Origin of the sequence: Amycolatopsis sp. WGS_07 (assembly GCF_045278895.1) — a bacterium.
Taxonomy (GTDB): domain Bacteria; phylum Actinomycetota; class Actinomycetes; order Mycobacteriales; family Pseudonocardiaceae; genus Amycolatopsis.
This window is the reverse complement of sequence record NZ_CP136053.1, coordinates 9,939,112-9,962,642: the sequence shown is the minus strand read 5'-3', so window position 1 is coordinate 9,962,642 and position 23,531 is coordinate 9,939,112. Positions and strand designations below refer to the sequence as shown.

General features: G+C 69.4%; 21 protein-coding genes and 1 pseudogene. 12 read left to right on the top strand and 10 right to left on the bottom strand.

Features of this window, described 5'->3' with window-relative positions:
* Positions 1-897 precede the first annotated feature (897 nt).
* The gene (locus RPX00_RS46660; protein ID WP_406635745.1) at positions 898-1,326 is read right to left on the bottom strand and encodes a hypothetical protein; all 429 of its coding nucleotides are present in this window, start codon (positions 1,324-1,326) and stop codon (positions 898-900) included.
* A 155-nt stretch (positions 1,327-1,481) separates the two neighbouring features.
* Between RPX00_RS46660 and RPX00_RS46655 the strand changes: the two genes are divergently transcribed.
* The 4 genes from RPX00_RS46655 to RPX00_RS46640 all read left to right on the top strand — a co-directional run bounded on the left by RPX00_RS46655 (position 1,482) and on the right by RPX00_RS46640 (position 4,388).
* Positions 1,482-1,619 (top strand): hypothetical protein, encoded by a 138-nt coding sequence (locus tag RPX00_RS46655; RefSeq protein WP_406635743.1) that lies wholly within the window; start codon positions 1,482-1,484, stop codon positions 1,617-1,619.
* Between the two features lie 101 nt (positions 1,620-1,720).
* Positions 1,721-2,347 carry a maleylpyruvate isomerase family mycothiol-dependent enzyme gene (locus RPX00_RS46650; RefSeq protein WP_406635741.1) on the top strand — a complete coding sequence of 209 codons (627 nt, stop codon included), beginning with the start codon at positions 1,721-1,723 and terminating at the stop codon, positions 2,345-2,347.
* A gap of 957 nt (positions 2,348-3,304) precedes the next feature.
* Positions 3,305-3,817 carry a hypothetical protein gene (locus RPX00_RS46645; RefSeq protein WP_406635739.1) on the top strand — a complete coding sequence of 171 codons (513 nt, stop codon included), beginning with the start codon at positions 3,305-3,307 and terminating at the stop codon, positions 3,815-3,817.
* A gap of 85 nt (positions 3,818-3,902) precedes the next feature.
* Positions 3,903-4,388, top strand: coding sequence for a DUF2127 domain-containing protein (locus tag RPX00_RS46640; RefSeq protein WP_406635737.1), 486 nt, complete (start codon positions 3,903-3,905; stop codon positions 4,386-4,388).
* 6 nt (positions 4,389-4,394) lie between these two features.
* On the opposite strand, the gene RPX00_RS46635 is transcribed toward RPX00_RS46640, so the two are convergent.
* From RPX00_RS46635 to RPX00_RS46610, 6 genes and pseudogenes are all read right to left on the bottom strand, one after another.
* Positions 4,395-5,096 carry a PP2C family protein-serine/threonine phosphatase gene (locus tag RPX00_RS46635; protein ID WP_406635735.1) on the bottom strand — a complete coding sequence of 234 codons (702 nt, stop codon included), beginning with the start codon at positions 5,094-5,096 and terminating at the stop codon, positions 4,395-4,397.
* Between the two features lie 88 nt (positions 5,097-5,184).
* Complete coding sequence (locus tag RPX00_RS46630; RefSeq protein WP_406635733.1) at positions 5,185-6,963, bottom strand: ArnT family glycosyltransferase; 1,779 nt, start codon at positions 6,961-6,963, stop codon at positions 5,185-5,187.
* A complete protein-coding gene (locus RPX00_RS46625; RefSeq protein ID WP_406635731.1) occupies positions 6,960-8,225 on the bottom strand; it encodes a glycosyltransferase in 1,266 nt (421 codons plus the stop codon). The genes RPX00_RS46630 and RPX00_RS46625 overlap by 4 nt, the downstream gene beginning before the upstream one ends.
* A gap of 70 nt (positions 8,226-8,295) precedes the next feature.
* Positions 8,296-10,074 carry a glycosyltransferase family 39 protein gene (locus RPX00_RS46620; RefSeq protein ID WP_406635729.1) on the bottom strand — a complete coding sequence of 593 codons (1,779 nt, stop codon included), beginning with the start codon at positions 10,072-10,074 and terminating at the stop codon, positions 8,296-8,298.
* Between the two features lie 39 nt (positions 10,075-10,113).
* Positions 10,114-11,587 (bottom strand): annotated as a pseudogene (locus RPX00_RS46615) (sensor histidine kinase).
* Positions 11,588-12,174: 587 nt separating this feature from the next.
* Entirely contained in the window at positions 12,175-13,023 is an 849-nt protein-coding gene (locus RPX00_RS46610; RefSeq protein WP_406635727.1) for a fructosamine kinase family protein, read from the bottom strand.
* Positions 13,024-13,197: 174 nt separating this feature from the next.
* Here RPX00_RS46610 and tig point away from each other — a divergent pair, with 174 nt between their 5' ends.
* The 5 genes from tig to RPX00_RS46585 all read left to right on the top strand — a co-directional run bounded on the left by tig (position 13,198) and on the right by RPX00_RS46585 (position 17,982).
* Positions 13,198-14,580, top strand: coding sequence for a trigger factor (gene tig, locus RPX00_RS46605; RefSeq protein ID WP_406635725.1), 1,383 nt, complete (start codon positions 13,198-13,200; stop codon positions 14,578-14,580).
* Positions 14,581-14,722: 142 nt separating this feature from the next.
* The gene (locus tag RPX00_RS46600) at positions 14,723-15,328 is read left to right on the top strand and encodes a ClpP family protease (RefSeq protein WP_304504577.1); all 606 of its coding nucleotides are present in this window, start codon (positions 14,723-14,725) and stop codon (positions 15,326-15,328) included.
* Positions 15,329-15,353: 25 nt separating this feature from the next.
* Positions 15,354-16,007: an ATP-dependent Clp protease proteolytic subunit gene (locus tag RPX00_RS46595; RefSeq protein ID WP_009081146.1), complete on the top strand. Its 654-nt coding sequence runs from the start codon at positions 15,354-15,356 to the stop codon at positions 16,005-16,007.
* A 219-nt stretch (positions 16,008-16,226) separates the two neighbouring features.
* Positions 16,227-17,522 (top strand): ATP-dependent Clp protease ATP-binding subunit ClpX, encoded by a 1,296-nt coding sequence (clpX, locus tag RPX00_RS46590; protein WP_009081145.1) that lies wholly within the window; start codon positions 16,227-16,229, stop codon positions 17,520-17,522.
* Positions 17,523-17,592: 70 nt separating this feature from the next.
* Positions 17,593-17,982, top strand: a complete 390-nt coding sequence (locus tag RPX00_RS46585) for a hypothetical protein (RefSeq protein ID WP_406635722.1) — start codon at positions 17,593-17,595, stop codon at positions 17,980-17,982.
* Positions 17,983-18,004: 22 nt separating this feature from the next.
* Here the strand turns inward: RPX00_RS46585 and RPX00_RS46580 are convergent, their stop codons facing one another.
* Together RPX00_RS46580 and RPX00_RS46575 are read right to left on the bottom strand one after the other, a co-directional pair.
* Positions 18,005-18,934 carry an alpha/beta hydrolase gene (locus RPX00_RS46580; RefSeq protein WP_406635720.1) on the bottom strand — a complete coding sequence of 310 codons (930 nt, stop codon included), beginning with the start codon at positions 18,932-18,934 and terminating at the stop codon, positions 18,005-18,007.
* A 48-nt stretch (positions 18,935-18,982) separates the two neighbouring features.
* Entirely contained in the window at positions 18,983-19,633 is a 651-nt protein-coding gene (locus RPX00_RS46575) for a TetR/AcrR family transcriptional regulator (RefSeq protein ID WP_406635718.1), read from the bottom strand.
* Positions 19,634-19,699: 66 nt separating this feature from the next.
* On the opposite strand from RPX00_RS46575, the gene RPX00_RS46570 reads away from it, so the two are divergent.
* Positions 19,700-21,013, top strand: a complete 1,314-nt coding sequence (locus RPX00_RS46570; RefSeq protein ID WP_406635716.1) for a carotenoid oxygenase family protein — start codon at positions 19,700-19,702, stop codon at positions 21,011-21,013.
* Here the strand turns inward: RPX00_RS46570 and fdhD are convergent, their stop codons facing one another.
* Positions 21,014-21,838 (bottom strand): formate dehydrogenase accessory sulfurtransferase FdhD, encoded by an 825-nt coding sequence (fdhD, locus tag RPX00_RS46565; RefSeq protein ID WP_406635714.1) that lies wholly within the window; start codon positions 21,836-21,838, stop codon positions 21,014-21,016.
* Positions 21,839-21,988: 150 nt separating this feature from the next.
* On the opposite strand from fdhD, the gene RPX00_RS46560 reads away from it, so the two are divergent.
* Both RPX00_RS46560 and RPX00_RS46555 read left to right on the top strand, forming a co-directional pair.
* Complete coding sequence (locus RPX00_RS46560) at positions 21,989-23,341, top strand: OFA family MFS transporter (RefSeq protein WP_406635712.1); 1,353 nt, start codon at positions 21,989-21,991, stop codon at positions 23,339-23,341.
* The gene (locus RPX00_RS46555; RefSeq protein ID WP_406635710.1) at positions 23,341-23,472 is read left to right on the top strand and encodes a hypothetical protein; all 132 of its coding nucleotides are present in this window, start codon (positions 23,341-23,343) and stop codon (positions 23,470-23,472) included. Before RPX00_RS46560 ends, RPX00_RS46555 begins: the two co-directional genes overlap by 1 nt.
* The last annotated feature ends 59 nt before the right edge of the window (positions 23,473-23,531 follow it).

The following is a 23,531-nucleotide window of genomic DNA, read 5'->3' as shown; positions in this document are numbered from 1 at the left end:
AATGGACACTTCTCGTGCATTGGGGGGTGCTTTCGCACGTGCAATGCGAGGAGGTTGTGTGGAATTCGTTGTCTTGTGGATGGATGGATGCTTTTTTCGTGGTTTGGCGGGGGTGGGGTGGTGGGGTCTGATCAGTTTTGGCTGGGGTTTTATTAGGTAAGCTGTTGGGGCGGGCTTTGGGGTGTGCTGTTTGGGTGCGGCGGCGAGTCTCTGACGTGGTGGCCGGGTGGTCTGCGGGCTGCGGCGACGGCCTGGGTGCCTGTCGATCGGTCTGACTCGCGTTGTGGCGCGGTGGTCTTCGGGCTGCGGTGACGGCTTGGGTGCTCGTCGATTGGTCTGACTCGCGTTTCGGCGCGGTGGCCTTCGGGCTGCGGCTACGGCTTGCGTGCTCCTCGATCGGTCTGGCTTGCGTTGTGGCTGCGGGTTTCGGGAGTGTCTCGCGCGTACGTTGATCGGTCCGGCGCGCGGCTGTGCGGCGGCGTCGAGCATGCGCGGCGATCAGCCTGGCTCGCGTTGTGGTGCTGGCGGGTGCGGTCTTGCGGCGGTGGCGCAGGTGTGTTGCTCGGCCCGGTCTTGCGGTGGGTCGCGCCTGTGTCTTGCGCGTGCGTTGGGCAGGCTGAACCGCGTTGTGCCGTGGATGGTGGTGTCGTGGCTGGGTGTGTCCGGCCTGGCTCGTGTCGGTCCGAAGCCATGCTGCGCCACGGGGTTTGACGGCACCGTCCCGCTCGGCACGCGCGTGGCCACCCCGCCAGCTCGTGTCATGCCGGACGGCGGCGATTGCGGGCGATGCCGCGGGTGCGGCCCTCGTCTCCCGGTGCCCGGCCCTGCCCGACCGGGCACCGGGAGCGCAGAACGCGGGCGGCCGTGAGCCGCCGCCGGCGTCCGCTTCGAGGGTGGTCAGGCGTCCCGGTTCGCGGTGTGCCGCTTGCGCAGCACGGCGCCGGTGACGTGGACGAGCGCGACTCCGCCCGCGGTCGCGAGGCCGGCCAGGACTCCGGCGGTCGCGAAGACGATCGCGGTCGCGCCGACGAGCAGGACCAGCAGCAGCACGATCAGCTGCCACGCCTGCGTCCCGCCGTCCGGCGGCTGCGCGGCCAGTTCGGCCGACGTGCGCGCGGTCTTCCACGACGGGTAGGCCGGGCGGGTGCTCGGCCGCGGCGCGGGGGCCGGCGGCGCTGGGTGCGGCATGCCCGGTTCGTGAAACGTCACGGTCACCCGGCCGGGGCGTTGACGCACGGCGACGGCATACGGTCCGTCGCCGACGTTGTCCGATTCCTCTGTCCGGCGGCGCACCTGGCCTGCATTTTTCGCGCCAGGACTGGTCATTGTGGATCCTTTCTCGTCCGCCGGAAAAGTGCCGGAACACAGTTCCCAGCCCGCCCCCGAGGGGAACTGGTTCCGGCGGCCGCGGCGGGCGTCCGGGGCACGGAATATTCCACCATTTTTCCCCTCCTGCCTGCGGCAATGCCATCTTTGCACGCGTGCTGCCGATCGCGCTAACCCGGGGCGGAAATTTCTCTGGGAAGCTCTCTCGCCTGGTGTTTCCGGAACGGGTATTCACTATCTTCCGGACTATTCCGCGCGTTATCAATGCGGGCATCTTCAACCCGATCGAGTGAAGATGCCCGGAAGCCCTCTTTGGGGGTCGCTGTCCTGTTCAACCCGGCGAACGCCGCGGAGTGACTGCTACGGTGAGTGTCCGTCGGAGACAGGGGAAGGCATGGACGTACGGTCGCTGGCTCGCGAGGAGCGCGCCGACTTCGCGGACTTCCTGGAGACGCTCTCGCCGGAGCAATGGGACGCGCCGACGCTGTGTGCCGGCTGGAACGTGCGCGAGGTCGTCGCACACGTGGTGAGCTACGACGAACTCAGCGGACGCCAGCTGGCGCGGCGGTTCGTCCGCGCGGGGCTGTCGCTGAAACGGTCCAACGAAATCGGGCTCGCCGAGTACCGGGTGCGTCCGCCGGAGGCCTTGATCGGCGTCATGCGGCGGAATCCGCAGCCGGGCCGGATGCTCGGCGCGTTCGGCGGGATGGTCGGATTCCTCGACGGCCTGATCCACCAGCAGGACATCCGCCGCCCGCTGGGCCTGCCGCGAACGATCCCGGCGGTGCGCTTGCGCCGAGCGCTGGAACTGTCGCTACGCGCGCCGCCCATCGGGGTGTCGCGCCGGCTGACCGGCCTGCGCGCGGTCGCGACCGACGTGGACTGGACGTCCGGGAAGGGAATCGAGGTCCGCGGCCCGGCGGAGGCACTGCTGCTGGCACTGGCAGGCCGCCGCGCGGCGGCCGACGACTTGACCGGCCCGGGCCTCGACGTTCTGATCAGCCGGACCACCGTGGCGTGAGCAAGTCTCGATTGCGGCGGGACGCCGTTGCTCGGCCTGGCCGCGCGGGTGCTGGCGAGCCGCACCACCGCGGCGTGACCTGGGTGCCGTCAGTGGACCTGCCGCCACGCTGCACCACTGTCGTGTGACAACCCTCGCTCAGGGCTTGCGTATGCGCCTGGAGACAGCGGTCATGGCGGCGACCGCACTCCCGGAAGCGAGGTGATGCCCCGGACGGACGCCCGCCGCCTTCCCCCTCGCGGTGCCCGTCCTGCCGCCGTGCCTCGCATCGCTGGGGCAGCGCGGGTCCCGTGACAGCCGCGGCGGCGTCCGTCCCCTGGGTGCCGCGGGGGTGTCACCACCTGGTGACGCCTAACCCGCCGGTAGCCCGCGCCCGGCTTCCGCTGTGCTCCGTAAGTGCTTGCGGCGGCAGGAAAATCCCGGCTCCGATGATCACCCGGACCGGGGGCTTGCGTTACGTGTCGGCGACATCCCGAATAGGACTCCAAGCACCACAAGGGGAGGAGTCCGGTGTCCAGAGGACAGCAGGCGGAAGGGAAACGGCGCGGGCCGCTCGCGCCGATGCCAGGTGAAATGTTCGGTGTTCGGCACGGGCGCGAGACGTGGGGGTGACGGTCTTGCGCGCGCGAGCCACGGTTGGTGCCGATTCCGCGCCCGGCAGCGTGCGGGAAGCTCGCCACAGTGGTCGCACCAGGTTCGGCGGCGGAAGCCACCTCGACGACAATCCGGAGTTCGGCGCGGTTCATTCCGCCCGCCTGCACGGAGGTCGGGGCATGACTGGCGGGTGGAGCAGGTTTCTGGACTACCGCGGTTCGGTGTGCGGTGCGGTTCGCCCCGTCTGGACGGGGATCGGGGCATGACCGGCGGGTGGAACAGGCTTCCGGCCCACCGGAGTTCGGCGTGCGGCGCGGTTCATCCCGGCTGCGCACGACGCCCCGCCCCGACGGGGACCGGCGCATGACCGGCAGGTGGAGCAGGCTCCCGGACCAGCGCGGCTCGGCGGTGGGACTCACCGGGCCCGAGCTGGTGAGTTGGCTCCGGGACCTGCAGGCGACGCTGGCGCTGGATTTCGCGTTCCTGAGCCGTGCGCTCGACGAACGCTCGGCCCGGCCCGACGCGGTGCGGGATCTCGGGGAGCGGCTGCTCGACCTCGGGCGGGCGCTCGTCCGGCGGGCGGATCACCTGAACGAGGCCGTCCTGGCCAGTCTGCCCGCGCACGGCTGGCTGCCGCAGGCGGGCGCGCCGGAGAACGCGCCGCGGCTGGCGCATCAGGTTGGGCGGCGGCCGCTGCGGTGCGGGCCGGTGTATCTCGGGTTGTGCGGGGCGGCGTGTTTTCCGATGTACGGGCGGGATCCGCACGATCACACGAAGCGGTACGAACGCTGTGCGCGCTGCCAGAGCAAAGCCGGCACCCTGATGGGCCGGGAGCGGCCGGGAAAGCCGGACGGAGAGGGGGAATCGGAGAACTGAACCGCGGCGCGGGCAAACCGGATCGCCGGGCCGAAATCCGGCCGCGAACCCAGCGACCTGCGGGGTTTTCCGGTTTCCTGTACCGATGAGCGAGGAGAATTCCACCCGTTCCACCGAGCGGCTGTTCCGGATCGCCATCACGCTGAAGGGCCTCGACGGGGCCCTCCAGCTGATCGGCGCGCTGGTACTGGCGTTCGTCCCCGCGACGATCGTCACCGGGTTCGCGCACGCGGTCATCACCCGCGACCTCCTTGGTGACCCCTCCGGCACGCTCGCGCGGCATCTGAGCACCGCCGCCGAGCACTTCGCCGGAGGGGGCACCAAGACGTTCGCCGTGGTGTACCTCCTGGCGCACGGGCTGCTCAAACTCGCGCTCGTGTGGGCGCTCGCGCGCAAGTGGGTGCGCGCCTACCCGGTCGCGATGGTCGTGCTCGCCGCGTTCGTCGTGTACGAGATCTACCGCGCCGTCGAAACGCACTCGATCGCGCTGCCGTTCTTCGCCGCGCTCGACGCGGTGATCATCGTGCTCGTCTATCGCGAGTACCGGAACCTCAAACGCGCTCACGCCTGACCGTGCTCAGGCGGCCGTGGGAAACCTCTCCGTGACCAGGCTGGCCACGTCCGGGGCTTCCACGAACAGCGCCGTCGCGTTGTCCTGGCCGCCCAAGGCGATAGCGGTCGCGACCAACGCCGAGGCTCCGCGCGCCGGGTCGGCGAGGATTTCGTCGATGGTGGCGGGCGTGAGGACCTTGTGCACGCCGTCGCTGGTGAGCAGGAGGCCGCCGCTCGCGGTTTCCGCGGTGCCGATCTCCTCCGGTTTCGCGGTGCGGACGCTCGTGGTCACCAGATGCTCCATCCGCGGCGAATACGGCTGGTGCCGCGACCGGAAGTACTCCGCCATCGTGTGATCCCGCGTGAGCTTGTGGATCATCGACCCGTCCCAGGCGTACGCCCGCGCGTCGCCGACCCACGCGATCCGGTATCCGCCCGCGAACGGCATCGCCACCACCAGCACCGCGTCCCCGGTGCCGCCCAGCCGGTGCACGGCCTGCTGAGCGGCCAGAATCGCCTTCACCGGGCCGGATTCGACCGGGGTGCGCGCGGCGGCCGCGGCGGCGACCTGTGCGGCCCGCCCGGCACCGGGATCGTCCCCGACGCCGTCGGCGAGCGCGAAGGTGATGCCGCGCGCCCCGGCGGCCGCGTAGGCGCTCACCGCGTCGGCATTGCGCTCGCGCGGACCCTGCTCGCTCGCGGTGTGCCAGCGTGGATATCCGGCCATCGTGACCTCCCGGACGTTCGCGGCGGATGACTCCCCGTGCTTTCCAGAATGCGCCTCGTTCCTGGGAGGAGGCTGAGGATTTCCGGACTTATCGGGTGAGCTGGTAGACAGTCTCGCCACCGACCGTGGTCGCGGTGAAGTTCGCCGCCACCCATTCGGAGACGTCGCTCGGCCGGCCGCCGTCCACGTAGTACGCCACTTCGCCCGCCGCGACGTACTGTTTGAACTCCTCCAGCGTCGGAGCCGGATCGTTACCGCTCCAGCCGCCGATGCCGATCACGGACTTGCCGCTCGCCAGTTCCAGGCTCGCCGCCGACTGCGATCCGGTCGTCGCCGCGGCCCACTTCGTCGTCGTGCCGCCCAGCAACTGCCCGACCGCGCCGCTGGTCTCGTCCATCATCCCGAAGCCCATGCCGCCAGTGCGCGGACCCGAAGTCGGAATGGAACCGCTGTGCGGCAAGGAAACCGTCTCCACGGCATACCCGGTGGTGCCGACCCCGAGCGTCACAACGATCGCCGCCGCCAACCCGATCAGCACGGTCCGCACGCGCGGCACCCCGACCACCACCAGGGTGCTCACCAGCAGCCCCAGCAGCACAATCGCCCAGCGCAGCGCGGGAAACCAGTCCGGCGTGCGGTCGAGCAGGACGAAGTCCCACACCGCGGTCGCCGCGATCATCCCGCCCAGCACCATGCGCGGCGCGGTATGGGCCCGGCCGCGCCACAGCGCGTGCCCGGAAATCGCGACCAGCGCGGCGATCGCGGGCGCGAGCTGCACCGCGTAGTACGGATGCACCGTCCCGCCCATGAAGCTGAACACGAGCCCGGTCACGAGCAGCCATCCGCCCCAGACCACCAGCGACGCGCGCGTCCGGTCGGTGCGCGCGGCCCGCCGAGTGAACCACAGTCCGGCCACCAGCCCGATCAGCGCGGCGGGCAGCAGCCACGAGACCTCGGTGCCGAAACTCGCGCCGAACATCCGCCCGAGGCCGGAACTGCCGCCGAACGCGGTGTTCCCGCCGCCCATTCCGCCGCCGTTGCCCTCTCCGCCGAGGATGCGGCCGAGCCCGTTGTAGCCGAGCGCCAGCTCCAGCAGGCTGTCCCCGGTCGACCCGCCGATGTACGGCCGCGAGGCCGACGGCCAGATCTCCACCAGCGCCACGAACCACCCAGCCGAAACAACGACCGCGACCCCGGCGTAAACCAAGTGCAGCAACCGTTTCCCCAGCCCCGTCGGCGCGGCGATCAGGTACGTCAGCGCGAACGCGGGCAGTACGAGGAACGCCTGCATCATCTTCGTCAAGAACCCGAAACCGATTGCCACACCAGCGAAAACGAGCCACTTCGGGCTGGCCTTCTCAATCGCCCGCACCGTGCCGTAGGCACCGGCGATCAGCAGCAGGGTGAGCAACGCGTCCGGGTTGTTGAAGCGGAACATCAGCGCGGCCACCGGGGTCAGCGCGAGCATCGCACCGGCCAGCAACCCCGGCAGCGGCCCGGAAACCCGGCGCACCGTCAGATACAGCAACCCGACCGAGGCGACCCCCATCAGCGCTTGCGGGGCGAGCACGGTGAAGCTGGAGAACCCGAACACCCGCGCGAACGCCGTCCCCACCCACAACGCGGCAGGCGGTTTGTCGACAGTGATCACGTTCCCGGCGTCCAGCGAACCGAACAGCCACGCCTTCACGCTCTGCGTGCCCGATTGCACCGCTGCGGCGTAGAACGAGTTGCCGAACCCGGAAGCGGTCAGGTTCCAGAAATACAGCACCGCGGTGAGCGCCAGGAGCCCGAACACCGACGGGCGGCCCCAGCGCGGCCGTGCGCGTTCCGGGGCGGCGGGCCGGGCGGACAGGACAGTGCTCAAGACGACTCCTCGGTAGCGGTACGGCGCGGATTGAAGACCCAGCCCCGCAGCAGCAGGAACCGGAGCACGGTGGCGGCGAGGTTCGCCAGCACGAGCACGGTCGTCTCCAGCACGAGCCCGGGATGGGTGGTGTGGTTGAGCAAGGCGAGCGAACCGCTGGTCAGCGCCAGTCCGAGGCCGAACACGAGGAGCCCCTCGAACTGGTGCCGCCCGGCTCCGGCCCGGCCGCGCACGCCGAACGTCACCCGCCGGTTCACCGCGGTGTTCGCGACGGCGGTGACGAGCAGCGCGGTGAAGTTGGCCGCCTGCGCGCCGACGATCGTCCGCAGCAGCAGGAAAAGCAGCAGGTACGCGACGGTGCTGGCGACGCCGACCGCGGCGAAGCGCACGAGTTGCCTGACCAGGCTCGGGGACACTCCGGGGGCCGCCACGCCGATCGGTTCGCGGCCGAGCTGTTCGCGCAGCCGGTGGACGGGGATCTCGCCGGTGAAGGTCGCGCGGGTGACTCGCACGATGCCTTTGAGGTCGGCGGCGGCGGTCGCGACGAGATCGACCGACGAGTCCGGGTCGTCCACCCAGTCGACCGGCACCTCGTGGATCCGCAGCCCGGCGCGCTGGGCGAGCACGAGCAGTTCGGTGTCGAAAAACCAGCCGGTGTCCCGCACGTGGGGGAGCAGCGCGCGGGCGACGTCGGCGCGGATCGCCTTGAACCCGCATTGCGCGTCGGAGAATCTCGCGGCCAGCGTGCCGCGCAGGAGCAGGTTGTAGCAGCGGGAAATGAACTCGCGTTTCGGGCCGCGGACCACGCGGGCGCCGCGGGCGAGCCTGCTGCCGATCGCGACGTCCGAATGCCCGGACAGCAGCGGCGCGACGAGCGGGCCCAGCGCGGCGAGATCGGTCGACAGGTCCACGTCCATATAGGCCAGCACGGCGGCGTCCGAGGCGGACCAGACGGCTCGCAACGCGCGGCCGCGGCCTTTCTCGTCGAGATGGCGCACCTCGACCTCGGGGAACTCTCGGGCCAGTCGTTCCGCGACGGCAAGGGTTTCGTCGGTGCTCGCGTTGTCCGCGACGGTGATCCGATACGGGTAGCCGGCGCGTTCGGCGAGGTGCGCGCGCAGCCTGCGGACGCACGGTTCGAGGTCGCTTTCCTCGTTGTAGACCGGGATGACGACGTCCAGCACGGGATGCGGGCCGCCGAGGCCGACCGGAGTCGTCCCGGGCCGCGGGGAGCCGCTGCGGGAGGGGGCGGTGGCGTTCATGAGACCACCGTCGCCCGCCGGGCTTTGGCCACCTTGTGGTGTTCCTGTGGCCGTGCTGTGTGCCTGCGGATCAGGCAGTCAGGTCATACACGGTGACACCGTCCACTGTGGTCATTCGGTAGTTCTCGGCCACCCATTCGGCGATCCGGGCGGCGGCGTCGCTTCCGCTGCCGGATCCGCGCATGGTCATGCCGTCGCCGAGGAAGTACCGGATCTGTCCTTGGCGGACGTACTGCTGGAACTGCGCGAGCGTCGGATACGGGTCAGTGCCGTTGAATCCGCCCACCGCGAGCACCGGTTCGCCGCTGCCGAGCTGATATCCGGCGGCGTTGTTGGATCCGACGGTCGCCGCCGCCCACCGGTAGCCGCCGGATTTTCGCAGCAACGCGGTCAGGTTCTCGCCGGGCATGGTGGTGCCGAGCAAACCGCCGCCGCCGAACATCTGCCTGGTATTCGGTCCGGCGGACGGAATCGCGCCGGTGTGCGGAGCCGCCGCGGTGGCGAGGCTGTACGCGCCGGTGCCGGTGAGCAGCACGGTCAGCCCCAGCACTGCGGCGACCCGGCCGAAGTGCTGGCTGAAAAACAGTGCGATAGCGGCCAAAATCCCGAGAATGAGCACTGTGGGGGCGAGCCACGGTTGCCAAGAACCGTCCAGGAGCAAGTAAGCCGTCACCGTGGTCAATGCGACGCCGCCGCTGAGCAGCCCGACCGCCGCCGGATTGCTTCGGAGCCGCCACAACTGGACGGCGGCGGTACCGACGAGTGCGGCGATCGCTGGCGCGAGCGCGACGGTGTAGTAGGGGTGAATGATCCCGCCCATGAAGCTGAACACGGCGGCGGTCACGATCAGCCAGCCGCCCCACAGCAGCAACGACGCGCGGCTGCGGTCAGTGCGAGGCGCGTAACGGGTGAACCACAGCCCGGCGGCGAGCCCGAGGACCGCCGCGGGCAGCAGCCACGCGATGCCACCGGCCATCTCGTTGCCGAACAACCGGAACAGGCCGGTGCTGCCCCAGCCGCCGCCCGGACTCCCGCCGACGCTGCCGGTCTCGTCGCCGGTGATGCGGCCGAAACCGTTGTAGCCCAACGTGAGTTCCAGCAGACTGTTGTTCTGCGACCCGCCGATGTACGGCCGGTCCGCGGCTGGCCACAGTGCTACGACGGCGAGATACCAGCCCGCGGAGACCACGACGGCGGCCAGTCCGGCGAGTAGGTGCAGGAGCCGTTTGCCGAGTGTTGTCGACGCGGCCACGAGGTAGGCGAGCGCGAACACAGGCAGCACGAGGAATGCTTGTAGCATCTTGGCGAGGAAGCCGAAGCCGACCGCGATTCCCGCTAGTATCAACCACTTTGGACTGGCCTTCTCGATCGCTCGCACCGTGCAGTAGGCACCGGCGACGAGCAGCAGCACGAGCAACGCGTCCGGGTTGTTGAAGCGGAAGATCAACGCCGCAGCCGGAGTGAGGGTAAGGATCGCGCCCGCCAGCAAACCCGCAGCCGCGCCGGAAGCGCGCCGGACGGTCGCGTAGAGCAGCCACGTGGACCCGACGCCCATTAACGCTTGCGGCACAAGGATGCTCCACGCGTTTACCCCGAACAGTCGCGCGGACAGGCCCATCACCCAGAGCGCGGCTGGCGTCTTGTCCACCGTGATGCCGTTGGCCGCGTCGGTGGAGCCGAAGAACAACGCCTTCCAGCTTTGCGCTCCGGCTTGTGCAGCGGCGGAGTAGAACGCGTTTGCCCACTCGGACGCGCCCAAGCCCCACAGATACAGCGCGGCAGTGGCAAGGAGGAGCAGTACGAGCGCGGGACGGACCCACCTCGGTTCGGCGGGAGCGACAGCGGTCATGCGGTCAGCCTCGCGGCCTGACCTGGGGCGGGGATGTGCCTACCCTGTGTGCCCGCTGTGCGACCTGGGGTGGCGCTGAGCCGGGATCGCGATCGGCAGCCGCACCGCGAATTCGGTCCGGCCGGGGCGGCTGTGCATCGCGATCGCGCCGTGGTGTGCGGTCAAAACCGCGGCCGCGATCGCCAGGCCGAGCCCGGTCGAACCGGCCGCCCGCGAGCGTGACGAATCTCCGCGCGCGAAGCGTTCGAACACCGCTGGCTGCAACTCGGCCGGGATGCCTGGCCCGTTGTCGGTCACGGTCACCACGGCGCAGCCGTCCGCGGATCGGGTGAGGGCGGTGCGGACCGTCGAGCCGGGCGGGGTGTGGACGCGGGCGTTCGCGAGCAGGTTCGCCAAAACCTGGTGCAGCCGTTGGACATCGCCGAGTACGAGGACTGGCTCGTCGGGCAGGGCGAGCTGCCAGACGTGGTGCGGACCGGCGACGTGTGCGTCGCTGACGGTGTCCGCGACGAGCCGGGCCAGGTCGACTTCGGCGACGTCCAGCGGACGGCCCGCGTCCAGGCGGGCGAGCAAGAGGAGGTCTTCGACAAGGGCGGTCATGCGGTCGGCTTCGGATTCGATCCGGGTCATCGAGTGCGCGACGTCCGGGGGTGCGTAGGTGCTGGATCGGCCGGCGAGTTCGGCGTAACCGCGAATGGCGGCGAGCGGGGTGCGCAGTTCGTGGCTGGCGTCGGCGACGAACTGGCGGACCCGGAGTTCGCTGGCGTGCCGGGCTTCGAGAGCGGAGGAGACGTGGCCGAGCATGTGGTTCAGCGCGGCGCCGACCTTGCCGACTTCGGTGCGGGGGTCGGTGTCCTGGTCGGGGACCCGGACGGAGAGGTCGACATCGCCGCGGTCCAGGGGAGTTCGGAGACCTGCGCGGCGGTTTCGGCGACGCGTTCCAGCGGGCGGAGGGTTCGGCGGACGGCGAATTTGCCCAGGAAGGCCGCGCCGGTCACGCCTGCGGCCGCGACGCCGAAGAGGATCAGGCCGACGGTGAGGAGGGTTTGCTGCATGGGGGCCAGGGGGACGCCGGTGATGACTACGCCGTCTGGGGTTGGGACGGCGGATAGGCGGTAGTCGCCTAGGGAGCCGATGGTGCGGGTGTAGGGGCGGCCGTTGGCGGGGAGGTCTTGGAGGGCGGTCAGTTCGTCCTGGGTGAGGGTGATGCGCTGGCCGTATGGGGAGAGCCAGCCGCCGGTGCCGGTCGTGCCGTCGGGGGAGAAGTGGGCGGTGACGGTGCCTGCGCCTTGGCCCGGGGCGTCGAGGGGGTGCGTTCGGGGCCGGAGAAGTCCAGGGCTCGGGCGGTGGCGGCGGAGAGCTGGGTGTCGGTTTGGGTCAGGAGGAAGGCGTGGAGGGCGAATTCGCTGATCACGCCGATGGTTAGGGAGACCAGGGAGAGGAGGGTGACGATCGACAGGGTGAGTTTGGCGCGCAGGGATCGGCCTGGGGCGAACCTGGCGCGAGGGGGCATGCGGTCGAGGGTGCGGGGTGTGGGTGTGGGGGTGATGTGTGCTTGCTGTGTGGGGGCTGTGGGCGGGCTCGTCGCCCTGGCGGGCGACATTGCGCCCTGTCTGGCGTGGGGCACCCCGAAGCCCGAGTGTGCTGACGGTCTGGGGGTGCTTGTCAAGGCGGGAAAGATGCCTTGACAAGCACCCCCAGACCGCAGGGAGGCTTCGTATCGGGGTGCGGGGGAGGGGCTGGGTGCCTCGCTAGTTGGGTGCGTCGGCGGCGGTTCGCGGCGGGCTGGGGCTAGCGCCCCAAAGTGGCATTGGGTGCGTCAGATGCACCGAACGCCACATTGGGTGCTTGGGACGCACCCAATGTGGCGTTGGGGCGCGACGGCGCGACGGCGGGAGGGTTGGTCCGTGAAGGGACCCCTCACGGACGGTGGAGGGCGATGCCGGTGCTTAAGGTGTGCGGCCCGTCCGACTGACCGTCCATAAAGGACGCCGACGCTGCCGAAATGCCCTATTTATCCCCTAGAGTCCGTTTCTCTGGGGCTGTGAAGGACTCCTTGAGGGAATCTGATTCCGTGAAGGGGCCCCTCATGGACAGGGGTTAGCCCAGGGAGCGGGCGGCGGAGGTTGCTTGTTTCGCGTAGGAGGGGCCGAACAGGACTGTGTGCACCAGTAGTGGGAAGAGTTGGTGTAGGGGGATTCGTTCTTGGTAGCCGTCTGCTAGGGGTGCTACCTCGTTGTAGGCGGCGAGGATTCTGTCCAGGTGCGGGCAGCCGAAGAGGTGCAGCATCGCTAGGTCTGTTTCTCGGTGTCCGCCGTGTGCGGCTGGGTCGATCAGTACTGCGCCGGTTGCGTCCCACAGCACGTTGCCGTTCCACAGGTCTCCGTGCAGGCGGGCGGGTGGTTCTGGTGGGCCCGCTACTGACGGGATCCGTGCGCAGGCCCGTTCGAAGACCGCCGTATCTAGGAGTCCTGCGGCCATCCGGACGTAGGGGAGGACTCGGTGCTCCGCGTACCACTCCGGCCATGACTCGGCCGGTGAGTTGTGCATGGGGGCCGTTCCGATCCATGCCTCTGTCAGGCCGTCTGGGGGAGGAGCGCCGAACGCGGGAGCACCGGCTGAATGCAGTTCGGCTAGGTTTCGCCCGAACTCCTCCGCGTGCGATGGGGCGGCTTGCGCTACCCGGTCCAGTACCAGCCACTCGTCGTCCGCGCCGTGCACCTTGGGGATCCGCACCGCGTCTGCTGAGGCCAGCCAGCGCAGTCCGGCGGCTTCGGCTCGGGTTGCGCCGGGGGCGTGGCCGCGCTTCACTAGCGCGTTGAACTGGTGGTGGCCGTCGGTCAATAAGGCCTCACTGAGGGTGCCTGAGCGGGCCTGCGAGACTGCCTCGAACCCGGTGAGCCTTGCCGCCGCCGCGGCTGGACCTTCCTGCTGTTGCCCGGAAACCACGTTCCCGACGCTACGGGTGCGCGCTGGCCGCTGCTGATCGGGTGGGGATGGCAGGTGCCCCGCAGCCAGTCTTGTCAACCCTCTGGCCTAGACTCGGATATCCCGGTCAGCAGGTGACCGGGGCGGTCCTGAGGGACTGTCCGCCCCCATCGTTTACCGCTCGAGGAGAAGACCTTGAAGAGCACCGTCGAGCAGCTCAGCCCGACGCGAGTGAAGATCAATGTCGAGGTGCCGTTCGACGAGCTCAAGCCGAACTTCGACGCCGCGTACCGGAAGATCGCCCAGCAGGTGCGCGTCCCCGGTTTCCGCCCCGGCAAGGTCCCCGCTCGCGTCCTGGAAAGCCGGATCGGCCGCGCGCCGGTGCTCGACGAGGTCGTCAACGAGGCCATTCCGGCCAAGTACATCGAGGCCGTCCGCGCGGGCGAGGTCCGGACGCTCGGCCAGCCCGAGTTCGAGGTGACCAAGCTCGAGGACCGCGAGGTGCTGGAGTTCAGCGCCGAGGTCGACGTGCGGCCGGAGATCGAGCTGCCCGACCTCGCCGGCCTCGAGATCAGCGTCGACGACGTCGAGACCACCGACGAAGAGGTCGCCGAGCAGCTCGACGAGCTGCGCGCCCGCTTCGGCACCCTGACCGGCGTCGAGCGCCCGGCCCAGACCGGCGACTTCGTGTCGATCGACCTGTCCGCCACCGTCGACGGCAAGGCCGTCGAGGAGGCCTCCACCACGGGGCTGTCCTACGAGATCGGCTCCGGCCAGCTCGTGGACGGCATCGACGAGGCCATCGTCGGCGCGAACGCCGGCGAGACCAAGGTGTTCACCACCAAGCTGGTCGCGGGCGAGTTCGCCGGCCAGGACGCCGAGGTCACCGTCACCGTGCAGTCGGTCAAGGAGCGCGAGCTGCCCGAGGCCGACGACGAGTTCGCCCAGCTGGCGAGCGAGTTCGACACGATCGACGAGCTGCGCGAGGACCTGCGCACCCGGCTCGGCCGCGTCAAGAAGATGCAGCAGGGCGTCCAGGCGCGCGACAAGGTCCTCGAGATCCTCCTGGAGCGCACCGACGTGCCGCTGCCGGAGAAGGTCGTCGAGGCCGAGATCGAGAACCGCAAGCACGACGCGGTCCACCCGTTCGACCACGACGAGGAGCAGTTCGCCAAGGCGCTGGAGGCCGAGGGCCGCACCCTCGACGAGTTCAACGCCGAGGTCAAGGAAGAGTCGGAGAAGGCCGTCCGCACGCAGCTGCTGCTGGACACCATCGCCGACAAGGAGCAGACGTCGGTCAACGACGGCGAGCTGACCGAGCGGATCATCTACCAGGCGCAGCGCTTCGGCGTCAGCCCCGACGAGTACGTGCAGCGGGCCCAGCAGTCCGGCCAGCTGACCGCGATCTACGCCGACGTCCGGCGCGGCAAGGCGCTGGCCTCGGTCGTGCGCGGCACCACGGTGAAGGACGCGTCCGGGGCCGAGGTCGACCTGACCGAGCTGTTCGGCGCGGACGAAGAAGCCCCGGCCGAGGAGACGCAGGTCACCGAAGAAGCGGCGGCGACCCCAGCCGAGTAAAGCTGTGAGCGAACTTGGGCGGTGTCAGGCATTCTGCACCGCCCAAGTTCGTTAGGGTCGGTTGCAAGATCTCAAGCATGAACACGACAGCGGCGGCGCGGCTTTCAGAGGCGGCCCGCCGCCGGTGAAAAGGCAGGCAGACGTGAAGCAGCACATGCCCGAGGGGCGGACCGGCACCGCGGGGCTCAACCTCACCGACTCGGTGTTCGAGCGGTTGCTCCAGGAGCGCATCGTCGTTCTCGGCTCCGAGGTCAACGACGAGGTCGCCAACCGGCTCACCGCGCAGCTCCTGCTGCTCGACGCGGACGACGCCGAATCGGACATCCGGTTCTACATCAACTCGCCGGGCGGCTCGGTGACCGCCGGGTTCGCGATCTACGACACCATGCAGCTGATCCGCCCGGACGTGGCGACGTACGCGATGGGCATGGCGGCCTCGATGGGGCAGTTCCTGCTCTCCTCGGGCACCCCCGGCAAGCGCTACGCGCTCCCGCACGCGCGCATCCTGATGCACCAGCCGTCCGCGGGCGTCGGGGGCACCGCCTCCGACATCGCGATCCAGGCCGACCTGTTCAACAAGTGGAAGCAGGAGCTGGCGAAGATCACCGCCGAGCAGACCGGGCAGACCACCGAGCAGATCATCAAGGACGGCGACCGCGACCGCTGGTTCACCGCGCAGGAGGCGAAGGACTACGGCTTCGTCGACCACGTGCTGACCCGCGACAGCGGCCTGAACTCGAGCAACTGAGCCCGCAAGCACACAGGAGAGCGTTATGAGCAACTTCCGGCTCCCGGGTGACTTCCGGGCCCCGCAGACTCCCCAGTCGCGGTACATCCTCCCGTCCTACGTCGAGCGCACCAGCTACGGCGTGAAGGAGTCCAACCCGTACAACAAGCTGTACGAGGAGCGGACGATCTTCCTGGGCGTGCAGGTGGACGACGCGTCGGCGAACGACGTGATGGCCCAGCTGCTGCACCTCGAGCACGAGGACCCGGACCGCGACATCAGCATCTACATCAACTCCCCGGGCGGGTCGTTCACGTCGCTGATGGCGATCTACGACACCATGCAGTACATCCGCCCGGACATCTCGACCGTGTGCCTCGGCCAGGCCGCCTCGGCCGCCGCGGTGCTGCTGGCGGCGGGCACGCCGGGCAAGCGCATGGCGCTGCCGAACGCGCGCGTGCTGATCCACCAGCCCGCCACCGAGGGCACCTACGGGCAGGTCTCGGACCTGGAGATCCAGGCCAACGAGATCCAGCGCGTGCGCCGCCAGATGGAGGTCATCCTGGCGAAGCACACGAACAAGGAACCGGACGAGATCAAGGCCGACATCGAGCGGGACAAGATCCTCACCGCCGAAGAGGCCAAGGCCTACGGCCTGATCGACGAGGTGCTCCCGTACCGGAAGGCCTCGGCGAACTGACCGCGACGGGCCGGTGCGCGGCGAATCCGCGACGCGCGCCGGTCCGCTGGTCTACTGTCGGTCGACGGGCCCGATGGGGTCGGGTGTTCCCGACCTCGCCTCCGGGCGGGTACCGTCGGTGGCAATGCGTGTTGGTCCCGGGAACGCCTGGCAGTCCCGGGGCCGCCAGAGAGTAGTGCAGGTGCGCCCCGCGCACCGGAGGGGACGAGGTCAACGGCCATGGCACGGATCGGTGACGGCGGCGACCTGCTGAAGTGTTCTTTCTGCGGCAAGAGCCAGAAGCAGGTGAAGAAGCTCATTGCCGGGCCAGGGGTCTACATCTGCGATGAGTGCATCGACCTCTGCAACGAGATCATCGAAGAGGAGCTGGCCGAAGCCGGCGACGTGAAGCTCGACGAGCTGCCGAAGCCCGCCGACATCCACGAGTTCCTCGAGCAGTACATCATCGGCCAGGACGACGCGAAGAAGACGCTCGCGGTCGCGGTGTACAACCACTACAAGCGGATCCAGGCCGACGACAAGTCCGGGCCGAAGGACTCCAAGGACGAGCCGGTCGAGCTGGCGAAGTCGAACATCCTGATGCTCGGCCCCACCGGCTGCGGCAAGACCTACCTCGCGCAGACGCTGGCGAAGCTGCTGAACGTCCCGTTCGCGATCGCCGACGCCACCGCGCTCACCGAAGCCGGCTACGTCGGCGAGGACGTCGAGAACATCCTGCTGAAGCTGATCCAGGCGGCGGACTACGACGTCAAGCGCGCCGAGACCGGCATCATCTACATCGACGAGGTCGACAAGATCGCCCGCAAGAGCGAGAACCCGTCGATCACCCGCGACGTGTCCGGCGAGGGCGTGCAGCAGGCGCTGCTGAAGATCCTCGAGGGCACCACGGCGTCGGTGCCGCCGCAGGGCGGGCGCAAGCACCCGCACCAGGAATTCATCCAGATCGACACCACGAACGTGCTGTTCATCGTCGCGGGCGCGTTCGCCGGGCTGGAGAAGATCATCAACGAGCGGGTCGGCAAGCGCGGCCTCGGCTTCGGCGCGGAGATCCGCACCAAGGCCGAGATCGAGGGCAGCGACGTGTTCTCCGAGACGATGCCCGAGGACCTGATCAAGTTCGGCCTGATCCCGGAGTTCATCGGCCGCCTCCCGGTGGTCGCCACGGTGAACCACCTGGACAAGGAATCGCTCGTCTCGATCTTGACGCAGCCGCGCAACGCGCTGGTGAAGCAGTACAAGAAGCTCTTCGAGATGGACAACGTCGAGCTGGAGTTCACCAAGACCGCGCTCGAGGCGATCGCCGACCAGGCCGTGCTCCGCGGCACCGGCGCCCGCGGCCTGCGCGCGATCATGGAGGAAGTGCTCCAGCCGGTCATGTACGACATCCCGAGCCGCGAGGACGTGGCGAAGGTCGTGATCACCGAGCAGACCGTGCGGGAGAACGTCAACCCCACGATCGTGGCTCGCCAGCCGTCGCGCCGCACCCGCAGCGAGCGCGGCGAGAAGTCGGCCTGACCCGGCGTCCGCCGGGCGTTAGCAGGAGTCGGCTGTCCGGGTGTCGGCGGCAGGCGCGATAATGGACAGGATGACAACCGTGCCGCTGACCCCGCCCCGGGGGGACGAGACTGCCGATCCAGGGGAAGCGGTCCCCGCCGAGACCGAGCCCGCCGCTCCGGTCGGCATCGTGGAGCTGAGCGAACGGGTGGCCGCGTCCGTGCTGACGCGGTTCCCGTGGCTGCTGCGCGCGTCCGAGATCATGCTGGCGCTGTTCACCCTGGCGTGCCTGGTCGCGGTCGGCACCCGGCTGTCGGCGCTGCCGCTGCTGCCGATCCCGGAGTTCGCGGTGTCGTGGCTGTTCCTGCGCCGGCTGCGCGCGTCGGAAACCCGGGCCCAGCAGCTGCGCTGGTCGCTGCTGACCGCGTTCGCCGCGATGGTCGGGTTCTGGGTGATGTCCGTGGTCGCCCGCTGGGTGTAGCGCGGGCGCCGCTCACGACCGGCTAGGCCTTCTGCCGCAGGTGCTTCCCGAGGAAGCCCACCATGCTCGGCACGGTGGTGCGGAAGAACGTGTCGCTGTGCTTCCCGTGCGCCGTGTACCCGATGGTCGGGTGCGTTTCCGCGATATACCGCCGCACGCCGTTGATGAACGGGTCCTCGGTGCCGCAGTACACCGCCGTCGGGATGCCCTGCAGGGCTGACTGATGGCGCAGCGGGTCCAGCGAAGTCCAGTCGTTCATTCCGGTGAAAATGCGGCGTTTCGCCATTTCCGGCCAGGACGTGATCAAGGCCGGCGCGACCGCGGCGAGCGCGGCGGGCGGCTGGCGGCGTTCGGCTCGGCGGCGGCCGTACAACAGCGCTCCGAAACCGCCCATCGACACTCCGGCGCACGCGAACGGCAGGCCGTCCGTGCCGCCGAAGCCGCGGGCTCGCAGCCACTGCGGGACTTCTTCCAGCAGCATCGCCATCGGGTCGTCGCCGGGGCGGACCTGGTGCCAGTAGTTGTCGCCGCCGTCGACCGCGACGAAGCCGTACGCGGGCACGGCTTTGCGGGCGACGTCGCTGCCCAGCTGCTTCAGCAGGCCGCTCGGCGAGGCGGAGCGTGCGGTGCCGTGCAGGCCGTGCAGCATCAGCGACATCGGCAGGCCGGCCGGGGGCTTCTTGCTCGGCAGCAGGAAAACGAGATCGACCTCGCGGCCGCGGGCGTGCGAGTAAACCCGCTCCACCCGCATGCTGCCCAGCTGGGTGACCGGGGTCGACGACGTGACGCCCAGCGCTCGCTGCAGCGCCTGGTTGAACGGCACCACGCCGGTCGCGGTTCCGACCGCGAGCCCGGCGATGCCGAGGCCCGAGGCGCCGGCGATCAGCATGGACCGGCGGCTCACCCGCCTTCGGCCCTCAGTCTCCTCGTTCACCCATTCCCCCTCACCCATATAGCGTAAGACGTGAGGAAGGGGAGAAACGTTGCCTTCCGAAGATCTTCACTCCGTCGTTGTGATCAGTCCCACGGACGCCCGAGAGGCGGCAGGGCTGTCGCCGAGGCCGACGATCAAGGTCACGCAGAGTGGCGCGAGCACCTCGGTCACGCCGCGGTCGCCCCGGCCGAAGTGGCCCAGCAGTTCGAGGGTGACGTAGCCGTGCACGCCGCTCCACACCTGTGACGCGACCGACGGCGGGTCGCCCTTGAGCCGTCCGGCCTCGATGGCGCGTTCGACGGCGGACACCATGCCCCGGAACGACGTCGCGGCTTCGGAGTCCGGCTTGTCTTTGACCATGTCGCTCACCGCCTGCCCGCTCGCGCCCGCCTCGCGGAACATGAGCGTGAACAGTTCGGGATGCTCCACCGCGGTGCGGCGATAGGCCAGCGCGAGACCGTACAGATCGGCCACCGGATCGGCAGTCTGCCCGACCGTCGCCATATTCGCGATCAGCCGCCGAAACCCTTCTCTCGCAACGGCTTCGGTGAGCGCGGCCATCCCGCCGAAGTGGGTGTAGACGGCCATGGTGGACGCGCCGATCTCGGCCGCCAGCTTGCGGGCCTGCAGTGCTTCGGCTCCGCCGTCGGCCAGCAGCCGGATCGCCGCTTCGACCAGCTGTGCCCGCGCGTGCTCGCCCCGCGTCCTCTCGCTCATGGTTGCCAGTATCCCATAACCCTGTTATACCGGTTCTCATAACCACGTTATGGACGGGAGCGCGTCATGGGAAACCCCTTCCTCGAAGGCAACTTCGCGCCGGTCGAGCGCGAGTACACGAGCACCCGGCTGGTCGTGACCGGGCGACTGCCCGACTATCTCGACGGCCGGTACCTGCGCAACGGGCCGAATCCGGCCGATCCGGACCCGGAAACGCACCATTGGTTCCTCGGCCGCGGCATGGTGCACGGCGTACGGCTGCGCGACGGCCGGGCCGAGTGGTACCGCAGCCGCCGGGTCGGCACGGACGAATCCGGGGCCAACACCAACGTCATCGGGCACGCCGGGCGCACGATCGCGCTCGTCGAGGGCGGCGTGCCGCAATGGGAACTCAGCGAGGAGCTGGACACTCTCGGCGTCTGCGATTTCGGCGGCACCCTTTCCGGGTACACCGCGCACCCGAAGCGCGATCCGCGGACCGGCGAACTGCACGCCGTCTCCTACCAGTTCGGGCTCGGGAACCAGGTGCAGTACTCAGTGGTCGGCACCGACGGCCGGGCGCGGCGCACGGTCGACGTCGAGGTCACCGGCGCGCCGATGATGCACGATTTCTCGCTCACCGAACGGTATGTGGTGTTCTACGACCTGCCGGTCACCTTCGATCCGGACCAGGCACCGGTGCCGGTCGACGTGCCCGACCCGCTGACCGCGCGCACCGGCCGCGGCGTGAGTTCCTTGCCGTACCGCTGGAATCCGGACTATCCGGCGCGCATCGGCGTGATGCCGCGCGAGGGCGACAACAGCGACGTCCGCTGGTTCGACGTCGGCCAGTGCTACGTCTTCCACCCGCTCAACGCCTACGACGAGTACGACCGGATCGTGCTCGACGTGGTCCGGCATCCGAAGATGTTCGACCGCGCCCTCTACGGCCCGGCCGAAGGCGAGCCGACCCTCGACCGGTGGACCGTCGATCTCTCGGCGGGGAAGGTCATCGAGGAACGGCTGGACGAGCACGGCCAGGAATTCCCGCGGGTGGACGAACGTCTCGTCGGGCTGCCGCACCGGTACGGCTACGCGACGGCGCTCGACGACCGGTCGCGCAGCGTCGGCGCGGTGTACAAACACGACCTGCGCAAGGGTTCGGTGGACGCGCACCGGTTCGGTCCCGGCCGCGAGCCGGGCGAGTTCGTGTTCGTTCCGTCCAGCGCGGACGCGGGCGAGGACGAAGGCGTGCTGATGGGCTACGTCTACGACGCGGCCGCGGCGCGCAGCGACCTCGTGCTGCTCGACGCCGGCACCCTCGAAACCGTTGCCGCCGTGCATCTCCCGGACCGGGTTCCGCACGGTTTCCACGGCAACTGGGTGCCGGCCGAAGCCTGATCACGTAAGCAGGCGCTGGTCCCCGGCGTAGAGATTCATGCTGTCGCCGCGCAGGAAACCGATCAGCGTCATGCCGTTCTCCTCGGCCAGTTCGACCGCGAGCGAGGACGGCGCGGACACCGCCGCGAGCAGTCCGATGCCGGCCATCGCGGCCTTCTGCACCAGCTCGAACGAGGCGCGGCCGGACACCAGCAGCCCCAGGTCGGGCGCTGGGATCCGGCCCGCCTGCAGTGCCCAGCCGAGCACCTTGTCGACCGCGTTGTGCCGTCCGACGTCCTCGCGCACCACGACCAGCTGACCGTCCGAAGTGAACAGTCCGGCGGCGTGCAGGCCACCGGTCGACGAGAACACCTTTTGCTGTTCCCGCAACCGATCCGGCATCTGGGTGAGGACGTCGGTCTTCACCGCGAACTCGGCCGCGGCGGGGGAGAACCGGCTGCGCAGCTTCACCGCGTCGAGTGCTGCCTTGCCGCAGACGCCGCACGACGAAGTGGTGTAGAAGTTCCGCTCGACGCCGGTGTCCGGCGGGGCGACTCCCTCGGCGAGGGCGATGTCGAGCACGTTGTAGGTGTTGCGGCCCTGGTCGTCGACGCCGTCGCAGTAGCGCGCGACGGCGACGTCCTCGCGGGAGCCGAGCACGCCCTCGGACAGCAGGAAGCCGTGCGCCAGTTCGACGTCGTGGCCGGGCGTGCGCATCGTCACCGCCAGTGCCTTGCCGCCGACCCGAAGCTCCAGTGGCTCCTCGGCGGCCAGCGAGTCCGGCCGGCGCCGCTCGCCGGACGCGGAGATCCGCCGTACCGGCCGCCGTACGGTCACTCTGCCCATCTGCCCGCTCCACTCGTTTTGTCGTCTTTGGTGCTGTCTTCTGTCGTCGTCGACAAGACATTTTCACGTCATTCGACAGTCATCCGGCGCAACGCCGAGGATCTGGTAAACCATTCCCAGCACCTCGTCACTGTTGGGAGGAGACCGCCGATGGCTGTCCCCGGCTTTCTTGCCCGTTCCCGCATCGTCGCACCGCCCGGCTGGACCCGCTGGCTCGTGCCGCCCGCCGCGCTGTCCATCCACCTGTCGATCGGCCAAGCCTACGCGTGGAGCGTCTTCAAGACGCCGCTGGAGAAGACCCTGGGACTGTCCGGCACGCAGTCCGGGCTGCCTTTCCAGCTCGGCATCGTGATGCTGGGCCTGTCGGCCGCGTTCGGCGGCACCCTCGTGGAGCGCAACGGCCCGCGCTGGGCCATGGCCGTCGCCACCGTGTGTTTCTCCGCCGGGTTCCTGCTCGCCGCGCTCGGCGTCGCGACCGGACAGTACTGGCTCGTCGTGGCCGGCTACGGCGGAGTCGGCGGGATCGGGCTCGGCATCGGCTACATCTCGCCGGTGTCGACGCTGATCAAGTGGTTCCCGGACCGGCCGGGCATGGCCACCGGGATCGCGATCATGGGCTTCGGCGGCGGCGCGCTCATCGCGTCGCCGTGGTCGTCGGCGATGCTCGGCTCGTCGCCCACGACCGGCGACATCGCGACGGCGTTCCTGATCCACGGGATCGTGTACGCGGTGTTCATGACGATGGGCGTGCTGATCGTCCGCGTCCCCGCCGACGACTGGCGTCCGGCGGGCGCGGTGAAGCAGGCGGCGGCCAAACCGCTGATCTCCACGGCGAACGTCTCGGCGGCGAACGCGTTGAAGACGCCGCAGTTCTGGTGTCTCTGGATTGTCTTGTGCCTCAACGTGACCGCGGGCATCGGCATCCTGGAGAAGGCCGCGCCGATGATCACCGACTTCTTCAAAGGCACCTCGGCGCCGGTCGGTGCCGCGTCCGCCGCCGGGTTCGTCGCGCTGCTCTCGCTCACCAACATGCTCGGCCGGTTCGTCTGGTCGTCCACGTCGGATCTGGTGGGGCGCAAGAACATCTACCGGTTCTACCTCGGCGTCGGCGCGCTGCTGTACCTGGTGATCGCGTTGACCACCAACTCCTCGAAGCTCGTGTTCGTGCTGTGCGCGATGCTGATCCTGTCCTTCTACGGCGGCGGGTTCGCCACGCTTCCGGCGTATCTCAAGGACCTGTTCGGCACCTACCAGGTCGGCGCGATCCACGGCAGGCTGCTGACCGCGTGGTCCGCGGCGGGCGTGCTCGGCCCGCTGATCGTGGACGGGATCGCGGACGGCCAGAAGGCCGCGGGCAAGCACGGGCCGGACCTCTACCAGCTGTCCTTCTGGATCATGATCGGCCTGCTGGTGGTCGGGTTCGTCGCGAACGAATGCGTGCGCCCGGTCAAGGAGAAGTTCCACGAACCGGCTGGCGAGGCCGCGGTGGGGAGGGAGGCCTGATGACGAGTGCCGAGGGCCGCTCCGGCGGCCGGACCGTCCTGCTGGTGATCGCGTGGCTGTGGGTGCTCGCCCCGTTCGGCTACGGCGTGGTCGAGCTGATCCGGAAGGTGGTCGGCCTGTTCGGCGGCTGAGCGCGGCCGGGAGGAGGCCCGGGAAAATAAGCACTGGACAAATGGTCAAGAGTCGTTGA